The organism is Proteiniclasticum sp. C24MP, from assembly GCF_043951855.1.
In the GTDB taxonomy this organism is placed as follows: Bacteria; Bacillota; Clostridia; order Clostridiales; family Clostridiaceae; genus Proteiniclasticum.
On record NZ_JBINJW010000025.1, the window covers coordinates 22,858 to 38,744 of the forward strand.

Below are 15,887 nucleotides of genomic sequence, written 5' to 3' on the forward strand. Positions count from 1 at the left end.
TGAAAATTTTTACAGAATAAATCAGAAAATGGAGATAGAAATGAACAACAACAGCAATACAAAGAAACTGGTCACAAGTGCACTTCTGGTAGCGCTTATCGTGATATTCTCACTACTAGGCACACTACCTTTTTTCAGTACGGTTTCACTTGCAGTGGCACCAATCATCGTTGCGCTGATTTACCATAAAGGTGGAAAGGTCAACGCAATCATAGGATTTTTCGTGACACTGGCACTTATATCCATCATCATAAATCCGATCTATGCGGTAACCATGACGCTGCTGAATTTCTGCATGGGAGCTGGACTGATTTTCATGATTGAAAAAAATGTGAGTCCACTGATCAACTTCGTTGTACTGGCCGCTGCTGTGGCAGTTGGCGTGAGCATCATGGTGACCGTAGATCTGATGCTGATCAGCAACCTCAGTATCATGGAATATGCATCTGTCCTGGTGGAAGATATGAAACTGTCTGTAAATGAAGTGATAAAGACCTACGAAGCCATGGGTATGGATATGGAAGATAACCAGGCCATCGAAATGTTCCAGTCTCTTAACGTGAACATGATGCTTTCCTTCATTCCTACGATGCTTGCATTGTATGCTCTGACCGCTGCTACTTTCATCTATAAGATATCAGAAGTGGTCTTCCGAAAAATAGGAATCCAGGTAAAGCCCTTACCTAAACTGAGTGAGATCAAAGCAAATGCATTTGTGATTCTTGGAACACTGCTGGTCGCCATGCTGGGGATTGCGCTTGTGTATTTCAGTGTTCCCATGGGAGAAGGAATCATGCTGATGGGAAATAATCTGTTTACCATAGCCGGAACCGTTGGAGGGATTTCTCTGATCAGTTACTATATGGAAACGAAACTGAAATATCCTAAAGTATTCAGGATCGTCATACTGTTTTTCATCCTCTTCTCCAGTCTTGTATCAGTCATATCCATTATCGGTGTGATAGACAGTGCATTTGACTTCAGAAGACTGACAGAGAATGGTCTTTATTCCATAATCAAGAGCAAGAGCAACAATACGAAATAATATTCAATTGAAACGAGGGGCAGGCATGAAAAAATATTATGAGTTCAGAAAGAGTGATTATTTATACAGCCTGATCATTTCTGTGGCAATCCTGGTCCTCTTTGTACTGGGACAATGGATTATCGCTACGGGACTTCTTGTTGTGTTTGCATTGATGATCATCTACCTGAATGCACTGGATACCTACAAGAAAAAGAGATGGGAAAAGTTCGTTATTGATCTCATAGCAAAGATGAGAGAATCCGTAGTGCATACCATCGAGAAAACCAGTGTACCAATCGTAGTGATCAGGGATGATGGTGAAATCATTTGGTATAACCAGGAATCTTTGAATCTCTTTGAGAAAAAGAATCATAATTTCAGATTGGAAGAGATCACATCCAAGAGCAAGGAAGAAATTCTTACGCTTAATGACAATGGGTATGTAGAAGCAAAAATCAATAACAAGGAATATCATATCATGGTCATTCCGGTGGATCATGCAGTAGATGAATTTGAAGAGCACCTGCGTATTCTCGTATTCAATGATATATCTCTGATCAAGGAAGCGGAAACAAAACTTTCCTGTGTCCTGTCTGTGGAAGTTGATAACTACAGTGATCTGATGGCAAGTATAGACACGGAAAAGAAACCGTTTCTTTTAGCTGAAATCGAGAATTTCATCTATGCATATGGGCATGAGATGAAAGCCATGGTAAGGAAATACGAAGCCAGCAAATTCATGATGGTGGTACCGGAGTACTTCGTGAATGAACAGATCAGAAAGAAGTTCCAGGTTCTGGACAGCATTAAAAGTATTGATCATGGAAATTCACTGGAGCCTACCCTCAGTATTGGAATCGGGAAAGGCGGAGCTTCTCCTGAAGAAAATCAGAGTCTGTCTAAAGCAGCCAAAGAACTGGCCCTTGGCAGAGGTGGAGACCAGGTTGTCATCAAGACACCGGAGAATTTGTCTTTTTATGGGGGTTCATCAAAAGAGATCGAGAAGAAATCCAGGGTTCGATCAAGAGTCGTGTCCAATGTTCTGAAAGACATCATACAGGACAGCCATAAAATATACATCATGGGTCATAAGAATCCGGATATGGACTGTTTTGGTGCTGCAGTAGGCATAAAAGTCATAGCCAGAGGTCTTGGAAAGAAAGCCATGATCATAAACGAAGAACCCTATGTCAACATTCTGCCTGTATACAATAAGTTCATGGAGGTCGAGGAGTACAAGGAAGATATCATATCCGTACAGAGAGCCCTGGCTAAAATAAAGCCTCAGGATACACTGATCATTGTGGATGTCCATGCGAACAACTATGTGCTCGACCAGAATGTCATCGATAAGTTTGAAAAAATCGTCATCATCGATCATCACAGAAGAACTCCGGATCAGATCACAGGTGCAATGCTTTCCTATATTGAAACCTATGCATCGTCCACTTCAGAGCTTGTGACAGAACTGATACAGTATGTTTTTGAAAAACCGGAGATGTCCATTCTCGAAGCAGAAGCTCTATTTGCAGGAATTCGGGTAGATACCAAGAGCTTCAACTTCAAAACAGGGGTGAGAACCTTTGAAGCTGCATCCTTTCTGAAAAGACAAGGCGCCAGAACGGTTGAAGTCCGTGAAATGTTCGCTTCTGACCTTGAAAGCTTCAACATGAAATCTGAGATCATACGTAATGCGGAAATCATAGACAAAATTGCCATTGCAAAGGTTTATGAGACAACGGATATCCTGATTTCAGCACAGGCTGCGGATGAGCTTTCAAATTTCAAAGACATTAATGGAGCTTTTGTCCTAACTGCACAAGATAATGATATAATAATTAATGGAAGATCAATCAAGGAGCTGAATGTGCAACTGATTCTGGAAGAATTAGGTGGTGGAGGTCATATGACCATGGCAGGAGCAAGACTTGCTGACATATCCATGGAAGAAGCATATGAGGAGCTCTATGAAGCAATCAATAAACATAGGAAAGAGGAGAGTAATTTATGAAGATCATACTACTGAAAGACGTAAAGAACATGGGTAAAAAGGGAGATGTGGTGGAAGCTTCAGATGGATATGCAAGAAATTATCTGTTTCCAAGAAAACTTGCACAGGAGGCTACACCGGATAATCTGCACATCGTAAATCTCAAAAAAGAGAACGAGAGAAGAATCAAGCTGGAAGAAACGGAAGCTGCGCAGAAGATTGCAGATCAGATGAGAAACAAGGAACTTGTAATCAAAACAAAAGTCGGAGATAACGGAAGACTTTTCGGAGCGATAACAAATAAAGATGTGACTGAACTATTAAACAAGACTTTTGGAACTGACATTGATAAGAAGAAAGTCCTGATGAACACCATCAAGCTTGTAGGAAGCTATGATGTTGAAGTCAAGATTTATCCTGAAATCAGTACAAAGCTTAAAGTAACTGTTCAGGAAGACTAAAGGAGCAATGATTTGAATAATTCAACAAATAGACCCTTCTATGAGGACAATGATATTCTGGCAGAAATCAATGTTCAGCTGGACATTCTTGAAAATGTCCTGGACAAGGGTGCTGTAAAAGCAAGAATCAGCAAATACAAACTGCAGAAACATTTGACGGGTGATACGCTTCACAGGGCTTATGCTGTCAATAAGATCGCTTCAGACGGGATGTCAGCCTTGGCTATGCCTGAAGAGGATAACCTTGTTCAGATGGTGGAAGACACCAATAAGTGGATTTCTGAAATCATAGCAAGAAACTATGTTCAGCGCAAAGTGGAAGAAGAAGTGGAAAAAGAACTCATGGACAAACAGGATAAGTACATCGATGAGATGAGACTGAATGTCCTGAGAAAGAAGAAAGGTCCAGAGAATGCGAAAACAAGCAAGAAGTTCGAAGAGCTTCTTGAGCTGGATCAGAAGCATCTTTCGAAGAATCTTCAGGCATTACTGAGACCGGAACAGTTCGATGAGATCATAGGTCAGGAACGGGCAGTGAAATCACTGCTGTCTAAAATTTCCTCGCCATATCCTCAGCACATCATTCTTTACGGACCTCCAGGAGTAGGAAAAACCACAGCAGCGCGAATCGCTCTGAACGAAGCAAAGAAACTCAGTTTCACACCCTATGAAGAAGATGCCAAGTTTGTTGAAGTGAATGGAACAACACTCCGATGGGATCCAAGAGAAATCACGAATCCATTACTGGGTTCGGTCCATGACCCCATCTATCAGGGCAGCAAGAGAGATCTGGCTGAAGGTGGAATTCCGGAACCGAAACTGGGACTTGTAACAGAAGCTCATGGAGGTGTACTGTTCATAGATGAAATCGGAGAACTGGATGAGATTCTGCAGAATAAACTGCTGAAAGTTTTAGAAGATAAACGTGTGGAATTCTCTTCCGCTTATTATGATCCTGATGATGACAACACACCCCAGTATGTGAAGTATCTGTTTGATCGAGGGGCACCTGCGGATTTTGTCCTGATCGGTGCAACGACAAGAGAACCAGGTGATATCAGCCCAGCACTACGTTCAAGATGCACGGAAGTGTTCTTTGAACCACTGACCTCAAAAGATATCGTGAGAATTGTAGAGGATGCGGCTGAGAAGCTTCAGATCGACCTTGAGAAGGGTGCAGCTGAGCTTATATCCAATTACACCATTGAAGGACGTAAAGCCATCAATCTGCTTGCAGATGCGTATGGTGCGATTCTTTATGAAGGCAGAATCGAAGAGAACAAGAGAATCACGGTGACGGTAAAAGACGTGGAAGAGATCATCAAGATTGCCCGTGTCGCTCCCTATGAGATTATCTCAAATGATAATGAATGGGAAGTAGGACACATTTACGGACTCGCTGTATCTGGATTCGTGGGATCCACACTGGAGATTGAAACCATGGTCTATGAATCCAAGCAGAAGGGTAAAGGTGTGGTAAGGTTCAATGATACTGCCGGAAGTATGGCGAAAGATTCCGTATTCAATGCGGCATCGGTCATCAGAAAAATCACCGGTAAAGACATGAGTGACTATGACATCCATGTGAATGTCATTGGAGGAGCTAAGATTGATGGTCCCTCCGCAGGAGCAGCCATCACAGTGTGTATCATCTCTGCACTTCTGAACAGACCGATCAGGCAGGATACAGCAGTAACCGGAGAAATATCCATACGAGGCAAAGTGAAGCCCGTGGGCGGAATTTTTGAAAAAGTATATGGTGCAAGAAGAAAAGGCATCAAGCATGTGATTGTACCTCACGATAACAGAAACGATGTTCCCACTGGCATGGAAGATATTAAAGTGACTTCAGTGAAAGATATTGAAGAACTGCTTGAAATTGTATTGGAATAAGGAGAAGAAAATTCATGGAGAACAGACCCCTACGAATAATGCCCAATAACCAAGAAGCAGAGCAGTCTGTGATTGGGTCCATGATCCTGGATAAAAATGCCATCGCGACAGTACTGGAAAAGCTCCATGCGGATGATTTTCACAGAGATGGACATAGAATCATCTTTCAGGGGATTCTTGATCTCTTCACAAGAGATGTGCCCATAGATCTGGTCACCCTGGCAGACCATCTTAAATCCATCGATAAAATTGATTATGTGGGCGGAATCAGCTATCTTACTGAGCTGGCTTCATCTGTACCGACAACGCTGAACCTGTCCTCCTATATCAAGATTGTTTCAGACAAAGCGATGCTGAGAAGACTGATCAGAGCATCCACTGAAATCATGGATGACAGTTACTCCAAACAGGATGAAGTGGACGTTGTAGTGGAAGATGCCGAAAAGAGAATCTTCAACATTGCGGAGAAGAGAAATACGGGTGGTTTTGAACCTATCAGTACAATTCTCGAGAGAGGGTTTGTTGAAATTGAAAGAGTATTCAACAACAAGGGAACCACTACAGGAGTTTCCACCCCTTTCCCTGAGCTTGACCGAATGACATCCGGTTTTCAGAAAGGGGACATGGTTCTGATTGCGGCAAGACCCTCCATGGGTAAGACAACATTTGCGCTGAATCTGGCTGAATATGCGGCTCTTCGTGAGGGAAAATCAGTTGCGATTTTTTCTCTTGAAATGTCCATGGATCAGCTGGCATATAAATTTCTCTGTTCAGAGGCCAATGTGGAACTGACGAAGCTTCGAAACGGAGATCTGGATGACAAAGACTGGGAAAACATAGCAAGAGCTTCCGGACCTCTCTCGCAGGCGAAGATCTATATTGATGACACTGCAGGAATATCCGTCACCGAGATGAGATCCAAATGCAGAAGACTGAAGCTGGAAAGCGGTATAGATCTGATCATGATCGACTATCTCCAGCTGATGAGCGGAAAAGGCGAAAGCAGACAGCAGGAAGTATCGGAAATCTCCCGTTCCATCAAAGCACTGGCAAAAGAGATGTCCTGTCCCGTCATTGCCCTTTCTCAGCTCTCCAGAGCTCCAGAGCAGCGTGCGGACCACAGACCGATGCTGTCGGACCTAAGAGAGTCTGGCTCCATAGAGCAGGATGCAGACCTTGTCATGTTCCTTTACAGAGATGAGTATTATAACCAGGATACGGAAGACAAGAATATTGCAGAATGTATTATCGCAAAGCAGAGAAACGGACCGGTGGGCACTGTGAAAATGGCATGGCTTGGCCAATACTCCAAATTTGCAAGGCTTGACATGGTTCACCAGGATTACTGATCCATCAATAGAAATTTATGCAGCAGGTCTGATGATATCAGGCCTGCTACTTTTCTGAATATGGAGTATAATAAAAGTAGAATATATAATATCCAGTCAGTTTATGTGTAAAACGATGGAGGTAAGTGTGGTTAGAAATTTAGGTAAAACCAAGGAAAAATCCTATGGAGCTGTCATCATCAATGAAAAGGGCGAATTTCTGCTGATCAAGCATCAGAATGGAGCGCATTGGGATTTTCCGAAAGGACATAAGGAGAATGATGAGACGGATCGTGAGACTGCAATCCGTGAAGTTCTGGAAGAAACAGGATTGAAGGTGAGACTCATTGATGGTTTCAAAGAGAAATCAAGATATTCGCCTGTACCTGGCGTGGAGAAGACTGTGACATTCTATCTGGGATTCTCCATGGGCAAAGTATCCATACAGGAAGATGAAGTGATGGAGTATGAGTATCTTCCTTATGAAGAGGCAAGAGAAAGAATCACATTCAAAGAAAGCAGAGAAATCATCAAAACTGCAAAACAGTTTATTGATACCTATCTGCAGGCGAATGAAGACTGATAACCAGATAAGCTGAAAAGCAAGTGCCATCCAAGGCACTTGCTTTTTGATTTCACGTATAAATGATTTTCATCGATTCTTTTTCTTGTCTAGAGTAGTCTTGACATAGCTTAAGCCTGCCATGAATCCGAGTGCTGCTGACATGAATAAAAATATGGTTCCCAGAGATTTATTGAACAGCAGGGTGAATATACCGATATAGAAGGAGAAGGTTACAAACTTTCCTAGTTTATTTGCAGGGTTTATGATTCCCCATTTGTAAACGACGATGCCACCTAAGATCATGAAGGTCTCCCTGATTCCTACCAGTATCAGAATGATATAGGGAATCACGCCAGTGACTGCATAGGAAACGATGGCTGTAAGGAGCATCAGCTTATCTGCTAAAGGATCCATGACTGTTCCAAATGGTGTTACCAGATTGCTTTTTCGTGCCAGATAGCCGTCCAGAAAATCGGAAAATCCTGCAATGAAGAAAATCACCACTGAATAAAGCAGGTTATCTTCGGGATTTCTGAAATAGACATAGAGGAATATCGGAATCAGAAAGATCCTGAATAAAGTTATTAAATTAGGAAGATTCAGGTTGCTTGAATTTTTTTCTAGTTTCATCTTCGCCACTCCTTCAGGAGACAAGGTGATATCTGACTTATCGCTTTAATTATTTGATATTTCTGTTAAGTATATTATACCTGAAAGAAGGGCCTTTTGTCCTGATTACACCATAAAAATGAGAACAATACAGAGAAGAAACCTGTACATTCGGTCAAAATACAGATGATAATATTCGTGTAATAGTAAGCGTTCTGTATGTACCATATGATAAAAATAAAATTGATGTTAACGTACGTTTCTGTTAAGATAAGACTGTTAATTTGTATCGGAGGTAAACTTATGTCAACTTTAGTTATTTTAGGAGCTCAGTGGGGAGACGAAGGGAAAGGGAAAATCACCGACTATCTGGCGGAAACCGCAGAAGTGGTCGTGAGATTTCAAGGCGGAAACAATGCTGGTCATACAGTAGAAGTAGGAGAAAAACAGTATAAGCTCCATCTGATTCCTTCAGGAATCATACATGGTAAAAAACTGAACATCATCGGTAATGGAGTTGTGCTGGACCCGACTGCTTTCTTCAAGGAAGTGGAATATCTTGAGGAAACAGGTCTTACAATCAGTGCGGACAATCTCATCGTCAGTGACAGAGCCAATGTGATCATGCCATATCATAAGGTGCTGGATCAGCTGAAAGAAAAGGCGAGAGGAAAAAATGACATAGGAACCACAGGAAAGGGGATCGGACCAGCATACACAGACAAGGTGGAAAGATCCGGAATCAGGGTATGTGACTTGATGCACCCTGAAGTCCTGAAAGAAAAAATCGAACTGAATCTGGAAGAGAAGAACAGGTATATCACACAGATTCTGGGTGGAGAGCCCCTGAACGCTGAAGAAGTCTATCACTCCTACAAAGCGCTTGGAGAAAGACTGAAACCATTTGTGAGAGATACTTCAGTCGTTCTTTATGAAGAGATGAAAAAGAAGAAGAAGATTCTTTTCGAAGGAGCTCAGGGAATGCTTCTTGACATTGACTATGGAACCTATCCCTATGTCACATCATCCAATACAACAGCCGGAGGGGTGGCAGCAGGTTCAGGTATCGGACCCAACACCATCGAAAAGGCTGTAGGCGTCACAAAGGCCTATACCACGAGAGTGGGTAAAGGACCGTTTCCGACGGAACTGGAAGATGAAACAGGTGAATGGATCAGAGAAAAAGGGCATGAATACGGAACCACAACAGGAAGAAGCAGAAGATGCGGATGGCTGGATCTAGTCATCGTTAAAACCTCAATCAGGGTATCCGGACTCACATCACTGGTCCTGACAAAAATCGATACGCTGGCAGGCCTTGAGAAGATCAGAATATGTGTAGGGTACCGCCTTGGTGATCAGGTCATAGATTATGTTCCTGCAAGCCTTGCTGACCTTGCCTTATGCGAACCGGTGTATGAAGATTTTGATGGCTGGGATGACTCTGTTTCAAAGGCAAAGAGCTATGAAGAGATGCCGGATAATGCGAAAAAATACATCGAGAGAATTGAAGAACTGCTTGAAATCAAGTGTTCCATAATTTCTGTGGGACCTAGAAGAGACCAGACCTTCCAGAAAGACGATTTATAGAATGAAACTGTACCGATGCAAAACCAGAAGTGGTTGCTGCATCGGTATTTTCATGTCCTGACTTCTCCAGTGCCTGATATAATGAAGGAAACTGCAGAGAGGAGAAGTATCACATGAAACGAGAAAATATTGAAATCAGAATGCATGATGCGCGTTTGCGCAAGATCAGAATTGCATTGCCCGAGGATAATCAGCCCGGCGAGAAATATCCCGTGCTGTATCTTTTTGATGGACAGAACATATTCGACAAGAAAGATTCATTTGCAGGGGTCACATGGGACGTGGAAAACGCGGTGGAGAAGCTAGTGCGGGAGAAAATCATAAAACCGCTGATCATTGTAGCCATAGACAATGCAGGTGAAAACAGACTGGATGAGTACGGTCCCTGGCCTTTTAAAGACGAGATCTACAGCTCTGAAGGAAAGGGGAATGAATTTGCAGCCTTTCTTGTGGAAGAACTCATTCCTCAAGTCGAAGAGAAATATCCCATCTCAAGGAATAGAGAGGACAGATTTCTCGCAGGCAGCTCCATGGGGGGACTGATCACCGCTTACATAGGTGCAAAATACCCTGAAATTTTCTCTTCACTTGGTGTATTCTCGCTTGCTTCGTGGGTATCGGAGAAGCCTTTTCTGAAGATGCTCAATGAGGAAGGCGATTTCAAAGATATGAGATTTTTCATACAGGTGGGCACCGAGGAGAGTCGTGACGAAAAGACAGGAAAAGTGGATATCGAGAACTCGCAGATCTATGTGGACAATACCCTGAACTATCTGAGAGCGCTTCTTGAAAGAGGAGCAGATTACAGCAGAATCAGCCTTACTATCGCTGTAGGAAAAACACATCATGAAGAGGTATGGGCAAGCTTTATGCCTCAGTTCCTGAAATGGCTGCACGATAAATGATGCAAAAAAACAGTGGAGACTGAGATGCTGCTCTTTGTCTCCACTGTTCTGATGAAGATTCTACCGGTCATCCATTTGGCCCGTCAGCGCCTTCATGACAGTTCCGGCAGTGGACCAGGCCCATTGGAGGTTGAATCCTCCGCAGGCGCCCAGAACGTCTAATACCTCACCTGTAAGGTACAGATCCTGCACTTTTTTTGATTCAAGGGTGCTTCGGACTTCTTTTGTATCAACTCCACCGTACGTTCCCTGCGCCATATTGAATCCCTGCGTTCCTGTTACAGGGAAGGTCCATTCCTTTAGAAGCTGTGCCAGTCTGATCAGATGAATCGGTTCCACTTCGCCGATGACAGTGGAAGGCCTCTCCAGACCGGATTCTCGAAGGAGAACAGGGATGAGCTTGCTGGGAAGAAGGCTCTTGAATACGTCCATGGACGAACGGTAGCTGAATAATGCGGCATGATTGAGGATGATCTCTTTTACTTCCTCAGCGCTTTTCTCCGGAAAGAAATCCAGGCTCAGGAGGAGTCCTTTTCCTTCCTGAAGATGAGGGTGAAGGAACCTGGACAGCTGGAGAATGGGTGGTCCTGATATTCCGTAATCTGTAAAGAGCAGCTCTCCCTCTTCTGTTCGAAGTACAGCTTCATTCATCAAAAGCGCAGCTGTTCCATTGATTTTCACTCCGCTCAGTGCTTTAAGAGAAGGGTGGGAAAGCTTCATCTGCACCAGAGAGGGCATAGGTGTAATGATATGGTGTCCTAAGCCCCGCAGGATCTTGTACATGGATCCGTCAGAGCCTGTTCCAGGTGCAGCCATACCACCAGAACTTATGACAAGCTTGTCGCACGCATACTGAGATACGGTTGTTGTAACAAGGAAGGTTTTTCCCTTCTTTTTGACATCAGTTACTTTTTCATTCAGATTCAGGTGCACTTCCTTTTCCTCAAGAGACAGTCTTAAGAGATCCACCACGGATGAAGACTGAAGAGAGTGGGGATACATCTTATGATCCTCCAGAGTAGTCAGATTAAGGCCTAGACTTGAAAAATAGTTCAATGTGTCTTCAAGATCGTATTCTCGAAGGGGTGAAAAATCATATGCGCTGTTTTCGCTTGTATACATATCACTGATCTTATCCATAACAGTTTCATTGGTGATGTTGCAGCGTCCATTGCCGGTTGTCAGAAGTTTCTTCAGGATTCTATCCTTGGATTCCAGGAGCAGGACATCTTTTCCATAGTCAGCCAGAAGAAGAGAAAGGTAGACACCGGAAGCGCCGCCACCTACAATTATGATTTCATGTTTTTCCATATCGATACCTCATTTGGATTATTTATTCCTCATTATAATATAAGAAGTGGAAAATGTCTTTGGGGCACTTTGTTTGGTCTAAATTGCCTAAAGTGTGGAAATATGAAATCATTGAGGATATAATTAATTTACAGGTTTGTAATTGTTTTCTGACTTTCTGTTAGGAGGAATAAATTTTGGATGCAAGTAAATTAATGGAGTATAAGAATTGGGTAGTAGCTGGTGATGTACATAATCAGACGAAATATGCCGGAAGAATATACAATAAACTGATCAAAAGAGGATATAACGTAGTGGGGATGCATCCTCTGGATGAAAAGGAAGATGTGATCAATTCCTTCAGCGAGCTTAATGACAGAGAAGAAAAGTTTGAAGTGCTGAATCTAGTGATCAATCCAAGAAGAGGCTTTGAAATCGTGAAGGACGCACATGAGTACGGAATCAAAATGATTATGGCTCAGCCAGGAGCGAGAAGTCATGAGATCAGAGAGTTCTGTGAAAATAATGGAATGGAATATGTGGAAGGGTGCACATTGGTGGAACTGAGTTATTAGGAAGCTCTAAAAGTTTTTTGCAAAAAAATGTTGACAGTCTGTTAAATGTTAGGTATTATAGTCTTTGTCAGGTTAACACCCAAGCTAATTCTGACCTAAATGAATAAAGAAATTAATGGCGATATGGCCCCTTGGTCAAGCGGTTAAGACACCACCCTTTCACGGTGGTATCAGGGGTTCGAGTCCCCTAGGGGTCACCATTTTCTTTAAGGTATGGGAGCATAGCTCAGCTGGGAGAGCATCTGCCTTACAAGCAGAGGGTCACAGGTTCGATCCCTGTTGTTCCCACCATTACATGGCCCAGTGGCTCAGTTGGTTAGAGTGCCGGCCTGTCACGCCGGAGGTCGAGGGTTCGAGTCCCTTCTGGGTCGCCATTTCAATTTAACTTAAGGCCCCTTGGTCAAGCGGTTAAGACACCACCCTTTCACGGTGGTATCAGGGGTTCGAGTCCCCTAGGGGTCACCATTTTCTTTAAGGTATGGGAGCATAGCTCAGCTGGGAGAGCATCTGCCTTACAAGCAGAGGGTCACAGGTTCGATCCCTGTTGTTCCCACCATACATGGCCCAGTGGCTCAGTTGGTTAGAGTGCCGGCCTGTCACGCCGGAGGTCGAGGGTTCGAGTCCCTTCTGGGTCGCCACTTGCTGGTGTGGCTCAATGGTAGAGCAGCTGATTTGTAATCAGCAGGTTGATGGTTCGATTCCGTTCACCAGCTCCAGTGGAAACTCACTTTTATAGTGAGTTTTTTTTATTGCCCGAAAACGGATCTGGTCTTGATTTCAACAAGAAAATGTTATCAATCTGTGGAAAACCTGGGGGTTATACCCGAGTTATCCACAAACAGGTGTTTAAACGGACCGGAAATGAGCAAGAGTGTGTGGATAACTTTTCATGATCAGACTGCAATAATAGACCAGAATCTGCAATTGAGTCGCAGTGGTCAGGTCAATAAAGAAGAAAGCCCGGGTTAACCCCAGGCTTTCTTTGTTCTTTCATGATTCTTTTTAATTCTCAGATCCTGACCCAGGAACTTATACAGGTTGAAGTCTCCCACCAGGCGGGAATAGATACGTTCATCGTATTTGTTCTTCAGGTTCTCCAGTGTCAGATTTGTGGATATGATCATCTTCTTTTTTCTCAGAAGCTTTGAATTCAGGAAATTGAAAAGCTCCACTTTGGAAAATTCGGTGCTGAGTTCTGTCCCCAGATCGTCGATGATGAGCAGATCGCAGTTCAGAAGGAGTTCCAGAAGCTCCACATTGTCATTGAACTTGACCTCTTTCAGATTCTGAATTAGACCATCTGCTGTTCGATAGACCACGAGAAATCCTGCATCCAGCAGTTCTTTGGCTATGCAGCTGGAAAGGAAGGTTTTTCCGGTTCCGGGGCTACCATAGAACAGAAGATTACTGCTTGTGGTTCTGAAGCTGCGGATATAGCTTAAGGAAGCTTCCAGTATGTTGGACATGTTTTCCTTCGGTGACAGGGGATAAGAACCCTCTTCTCTCTCATAAAGATCAAGCTTGAAGTTGTCGAAGGTGTATTCTCTGATGAGATCATTGAAATCCGATGTGCGGTGGTAGACATCGATGAGGTTCTTCTTGTAACAGGAACACTTATCCTGCCTGATGTACCCGGTATCCTGACATTTACTGCAGGTGTAGTGATGTTCGAGATAGTCCAGTGGATAGCCAAGACTGCTTAGAATCTCTAGCCTGTTTGCTCTCAGCTCCGTGATTTCGTTTTTCAGCTTCGGAAATTCTTCCTGATAGTCCACATTCTTCTTGAAATTCATCATGGCCAGTTCCATACTGAGCCTGGCAATCCTGTTTTCTATCTGAGCAAGTTCAGGAGCCTTTCTTTCCACTTCTTCTTTTCTTTTCAGTAATGCGAGTTTTTCTTTTTCTCTCAGTTCCTCATATTTCTTCATGATGAGGCCATGGTAGCCTTTGATCATTTATCCCACCCCAATAGCTTTCTTTCAAGATCGTCATAATCGTATTCACGCTCCGTGAAATCTTTGTTCTGGTTCTGTGCTTTTCTTGTCTTGGATTTTCTGGGCTTCTTCTCATTCTTCTCGATATCCTGGAGCGTTTTGATGTCGTCGTTCATCCAGGATCTCAATATCCCGTTGATATAGCCCATTTCCACTTTTCCTAAAGTGTTGAAGCTGATATCGCATGCCTTCAGGATCATATCTGTGGTGAAACCGTAGGTATAGAACCACTTCTCAAGCAGATCTTCCTGAGGCTTCGGTACATCCCGGTCATTGATGCCAAGATACGTCAGGACCTTTCTGTAATTCGTCCATTTCTCTTCATGTTTTTTGATGTTCTGCTGTGCAAGTTCTGCTGTCTTGATGCCCTGACTGTCCCAGTTGATGGCGACGGTCTCGATGTATTTCATGCTGGTCTTTCCTTTCAGCACACAGTGCTGAACCATCAGAATGATCACTTCTTCGGAGAGTCCATATTTATCCTTGAAGTAGAGAAATTTCTCCGCTTCCGAGGAAGACAGAGGTCGACCCATGAGCATGGATATTTCCTGAAGCATGGGATGCATCGGTTCAGAGGGCTTTTCAGCCTCTTTGGCAGAGGGCGCTTTCGCTTCTGTTTTCTTTGCTGTTTCCGATTTGGAAATCAGCGGATTCACCAGACTCTGGCTTTCCTTGATTTCCACAGACATGCTGCCATGGGCATCAATGGTATGGAGGGAGAGGAGTCCCACCTGATCCCAGTACTCCAGTGCTTTCAGCACATCGGTTTCCAGAAGTCCTAAAATATCCGCAAGAAAACTGGTGGAAACACCGTCTTCTCCGATCTGAGTATAGCGAAGAAGAGTGATGTACACCTTGACGTATTCGCCTCTTGCTTTGGGCATATAATAATCCACGAAATTCGCGGATAAAGTGACAACATTCGATTTATATGGTCTAAGCATAATGGTGCTCATTTATTATCTCCTCGTTCCTGTGATAAGAAAATTATAACAAATAACAGCATGAAAATTCATCTCCAGACAAATTTTCTGAAACTGCGGCTAAAAATGTGGGGCCTTTTTAGGCCCCACAGCAATTATTTAGATATGACATTGGGATCTTTCAGTGGGATGGTGGCAACTACTGAATCTTTTCTGAAGTTGAAGTTCTTCCAGAGCTGAAATCTGTCGACTTTGAATTTGCTGCCTGCATTTTTTCTCAGCACATTCTGGAAACTTGCAAGGTCCTTTGTGATTCCACCGTTAAACAGCACAAGCTGCACAGAATCTTTGGATTCAATTTCCTCTTCTTCTCTGACTTTAAAGCCATGGAGTCCAAGCATTGTGTTAAAATTACGGGAGAGGCTCTTCACATACCCGAAGTTATTCACTTGAAGGCCGATGGTCCTGGTGCTTTCATCGAAGGACAGATTGCCTTGTACATCGATTTTGAAATATCGGATGGGTCTTGAGATATCACTGATGATTTCTTCAAGCTTTGACAGATCCGGATCTTCGATGGTTTCAAGAACAACACCGTAAAATGAGGTTTTCTTTTTCGGTTTAATTTTTTTTATGAGATTTCTGGTGGAACTTTCTATGACTTTACCTGATTCCTTGTCCAGAAGTGCTACGAGATAATATTTCATCTACTGCTGCCTCCGCATGTGTTTTTTTTC

Annotated in this window: 14 protein-coding genes and 7 tRNA genes; 16 read left to right on the forward strand and 5 right to left on the reverse strand. The window is 43.2% G+C overall.

The genetic code is table 11. The features are described from left to right. Positions 1-40: 40 nt before the first annotated feature. From ACHAL6_RS13115 to ACHAL6_RS13140, 6 genes are all read left to right on the forward strand, one after another. Positions 41-1,045: a DUF2232 domain-containing protein gene (locus tag ACHAL6_RS13115; RefSeq protein WP_395271123.1), complete on the forward strand. Its 1,005-nt coding sequence runs from the start codon at positions 41-43 to the stop codon at positions 1,043-1,045. Between the two features lie 25 nt (positions 1,046-1,070). Next, positions 1,071-3,038: a DHH family phosphoesterase gene (locus ACHAL6_RS13120; protein WP_395271124.1), complete on the forward strand. Its 1,968-nt coding sequence runs from the start codon at positions 1,071-1,073 to the stop codon at positions 3,036-3,038. Beyond that, positions 3,035-3,478, forward strand: coding sequence for a 50S ribosomal protein L9 (gene rplI / locus ACHAL6_RS13125; RefSeq protein WP_207600149.1), 444 nt, complete (start codon positions 3,035-3,037; stop codon positions 3,476-3,478). The genes ACHAL6_RS13120 and rplI overlap by 4 nt, the downstream gene beginning before the upstream one ends. Before the next feature lie 12 nt (positions 3,479-3,490). Then, positions 3,491-5,371 carry a Lon family ATP-dependent protease gene (gene lonC / locus ACHAL6_RS13130; protein WP_395271125.1) on the forward strand — a complete coding sequence of 627 codons (1,881 nt, stop codon included), beginning with the start codon at positions 3,491-3,493 and terminating at the stop codon, positions 5,369-5,371. A 14-nt stretch (positions 5,372-5,385) separates the two neighbouring features. Continuing rightward, a complete protein-coding gene (locus ACHAL6_RS13135; protein WP_395271126.1) occupies positions 5,386-6,720 on the forward strand; it encodes a replicative DNA helicase in 1,335 nt (444 codons plus the stop codon). A gap of 127 nt (positions 6,721-6,847) precedes the next feature. After that, on the forward strand, positions 6,848-7,282 hold the full coding sequence (locus ACHAL6_RS13140; RefSeq protein ID WP_395271127.1) for a bis(5'-nucleosyl)-tetraphosphatase: 435 nt from the start codon (positions 6,848-6,850) through the stop codon (positions 7,280-7,282). Between the two features lie 69 nt (positions 7,283-7,351). On the opposite strand, the gene pgsA is transcribed toward ACHAL6_RS13140, so the two are convergent. Next, on the reverse strand, positions 7,352-7,894 hold the full coding sequence (gene pgsA, locus ACHAL6_RS13145; protein WP_395271128.1) for a CDP-diacylglycerol--glycerol-3-phosphate 3-phosphatidyltransferase: 543 nt from the start codon (positions 7,892-7,894) through the stop codon (positions 7,352-7,354). A 282-nt stretch (positions 7,895-8,176) separates the two neighbouring features. Between pgsA and ACHAL6_RS13150 the strand changes: the two genes are divergently transcribed. After that, entirely contained in the window at positions 8,177-9,463 is a 1,287-nt protein-coding gene (locus ACHAL6_RS13150) for an adenylosuccinate synthase (RefSeq protein ID WP_395271129.1), read from the forward strand. Between the two features lie 113 nt (positions 9,464-9,576). After that, on the forward strand, positions 9,577-10,368 hold the full coding sequence (locus tag ACHAL6_RS13155; RefSeq protein ID WP_395271130.1) for an alpha/beta hydrolase: 792 nt from the start codon (positions 9,577-9,579) through the stop codon (positions 10,366-10,368). 60 nt (positions 10,369-10,428) lie between these two features. Here the strand turns inward: ACHAL6_RS13155 and ACHAL6_RS13160 are convergent, their stop codons facing one another. Then, a complete protein-coding gene (locus tag ACHAL6_RS13160) occupies positions 10,429-11,679 on the reverse strand; it encodes an NAD(P)/FAD-dependent oxidoreductase (protein ID WP_395271131.1) in 1,251 nt (416 codons plus the stop codon). Between the two features lie 176 nt (positions 11,680-11,855). Here ACHAL6_RS13160 and ACHAL6_RS13165 point away from each other — a divergent pair, with 176 nt between their 5' ends. From ACHAL6_RS13165 to ACHAL6_RS13200, 8 genes are all read left to right on the forward strand, one after another. Further along, positions 11,856-12,233: a CoA-binding protein gene (locus tag ACHAL6_RS13165; protein WP_395271132.1), complete on the forward strand. Its 378-nt coding sequence runs from the start codon at positions 11,856-11,858 to the stop codon at positions 12,231-12,233. 125 nt (positions 12,234-12,358) lie between these two features. Beyond that, a tRNA-Glu gene (locus ACHAL6_RS13170) sits at positions 12,359-12,433 on the forward strand. A gap of 15 nt (positions 12,434-12,448) precedes the next feature. Next, positions 12,449-12,524: transfer RNA gene (locus tag ACHAL6_RS13175), tRNA-Val, on the forward strand. 6 nt (positions 12,525-12,530) lie between these two features. After that, positions 12,531-12,607 (forward strand) — tRNA-Asp (locus tag ACHAL6_RS13180). Between the two features lie 16 nt (positions 12,608-12,623). Next, positions 12,624-12,698 (forward strand) — tRNA-Glu (locus ACHAL6_RS13185). A gap of 15 nt (positions 12,699-12,713) precedes the next feature. Next, positions 12,714-12,789 (forward strand) — tRNA-Val (locus ACHAL6_RS13190). A gap of 5 nt (positions 12,790-12,794) precedes the next feature. Further along, positions 12,795-12,871 (forward strand) — tRNA-Asp (locus tag ACHAL6_RS13195). A 3-nt stretch (positions 12,872-12,874) separates the two neighbouring features. After that, positions 12,875-12,949, forward strand: a tRNA-Thr gene (locus ACHAL6_RS13200). Positions 12,950-13,198: 249 nt separating this feature from the next. Here the strand turns inward: ACHAL6_RS13200 and ACHAL6_RS13205 are convergent. From ACHAL6_RS13205 to ACHAL6_RS13215, 3 genes are all read right to left on the reverse strand, one after another. Next, complete coding sequence (locus ACHAL6_RS13205; protein ID WP_395271133.1) at positions 13,199-14,188, reverse strand: ATP-binding protein; 990 nt, start codon at positions 14,186-14,188, stop codon at positions 13,199-13,201. Beyond that, positions 14,185-15,183, reverse strand: coding sequence for a DnaD domain protein (locus ACHAL6_RS13210; protein ID WP_395271134.1), 999 nt, complete (start codon positions 15,181-15,183; stop codon positions 14,185-14,187). Before ACHAL6_RS13210 ends, ACHAL6_RS13205 begins: the two co-directional genes overlap by 4 nt. Positions 15,184-15,305: 122 nt before the next feature. Beyond that, positions 15,306-15,857 carry a hypothetical protein gene (locus ACHAL6_RS13215; protein ID WP_395271135.1) on the reverse strand — a complete coding sequence of 184 codons (552 nt, stop codon included), beginning with the start codon at positions 15,855-15,857 and terminating at the stop codon, positions 15,306-15,308. Between the last annotated feature and the right edge of the window lie 30 nt (positions 15,858-15,887).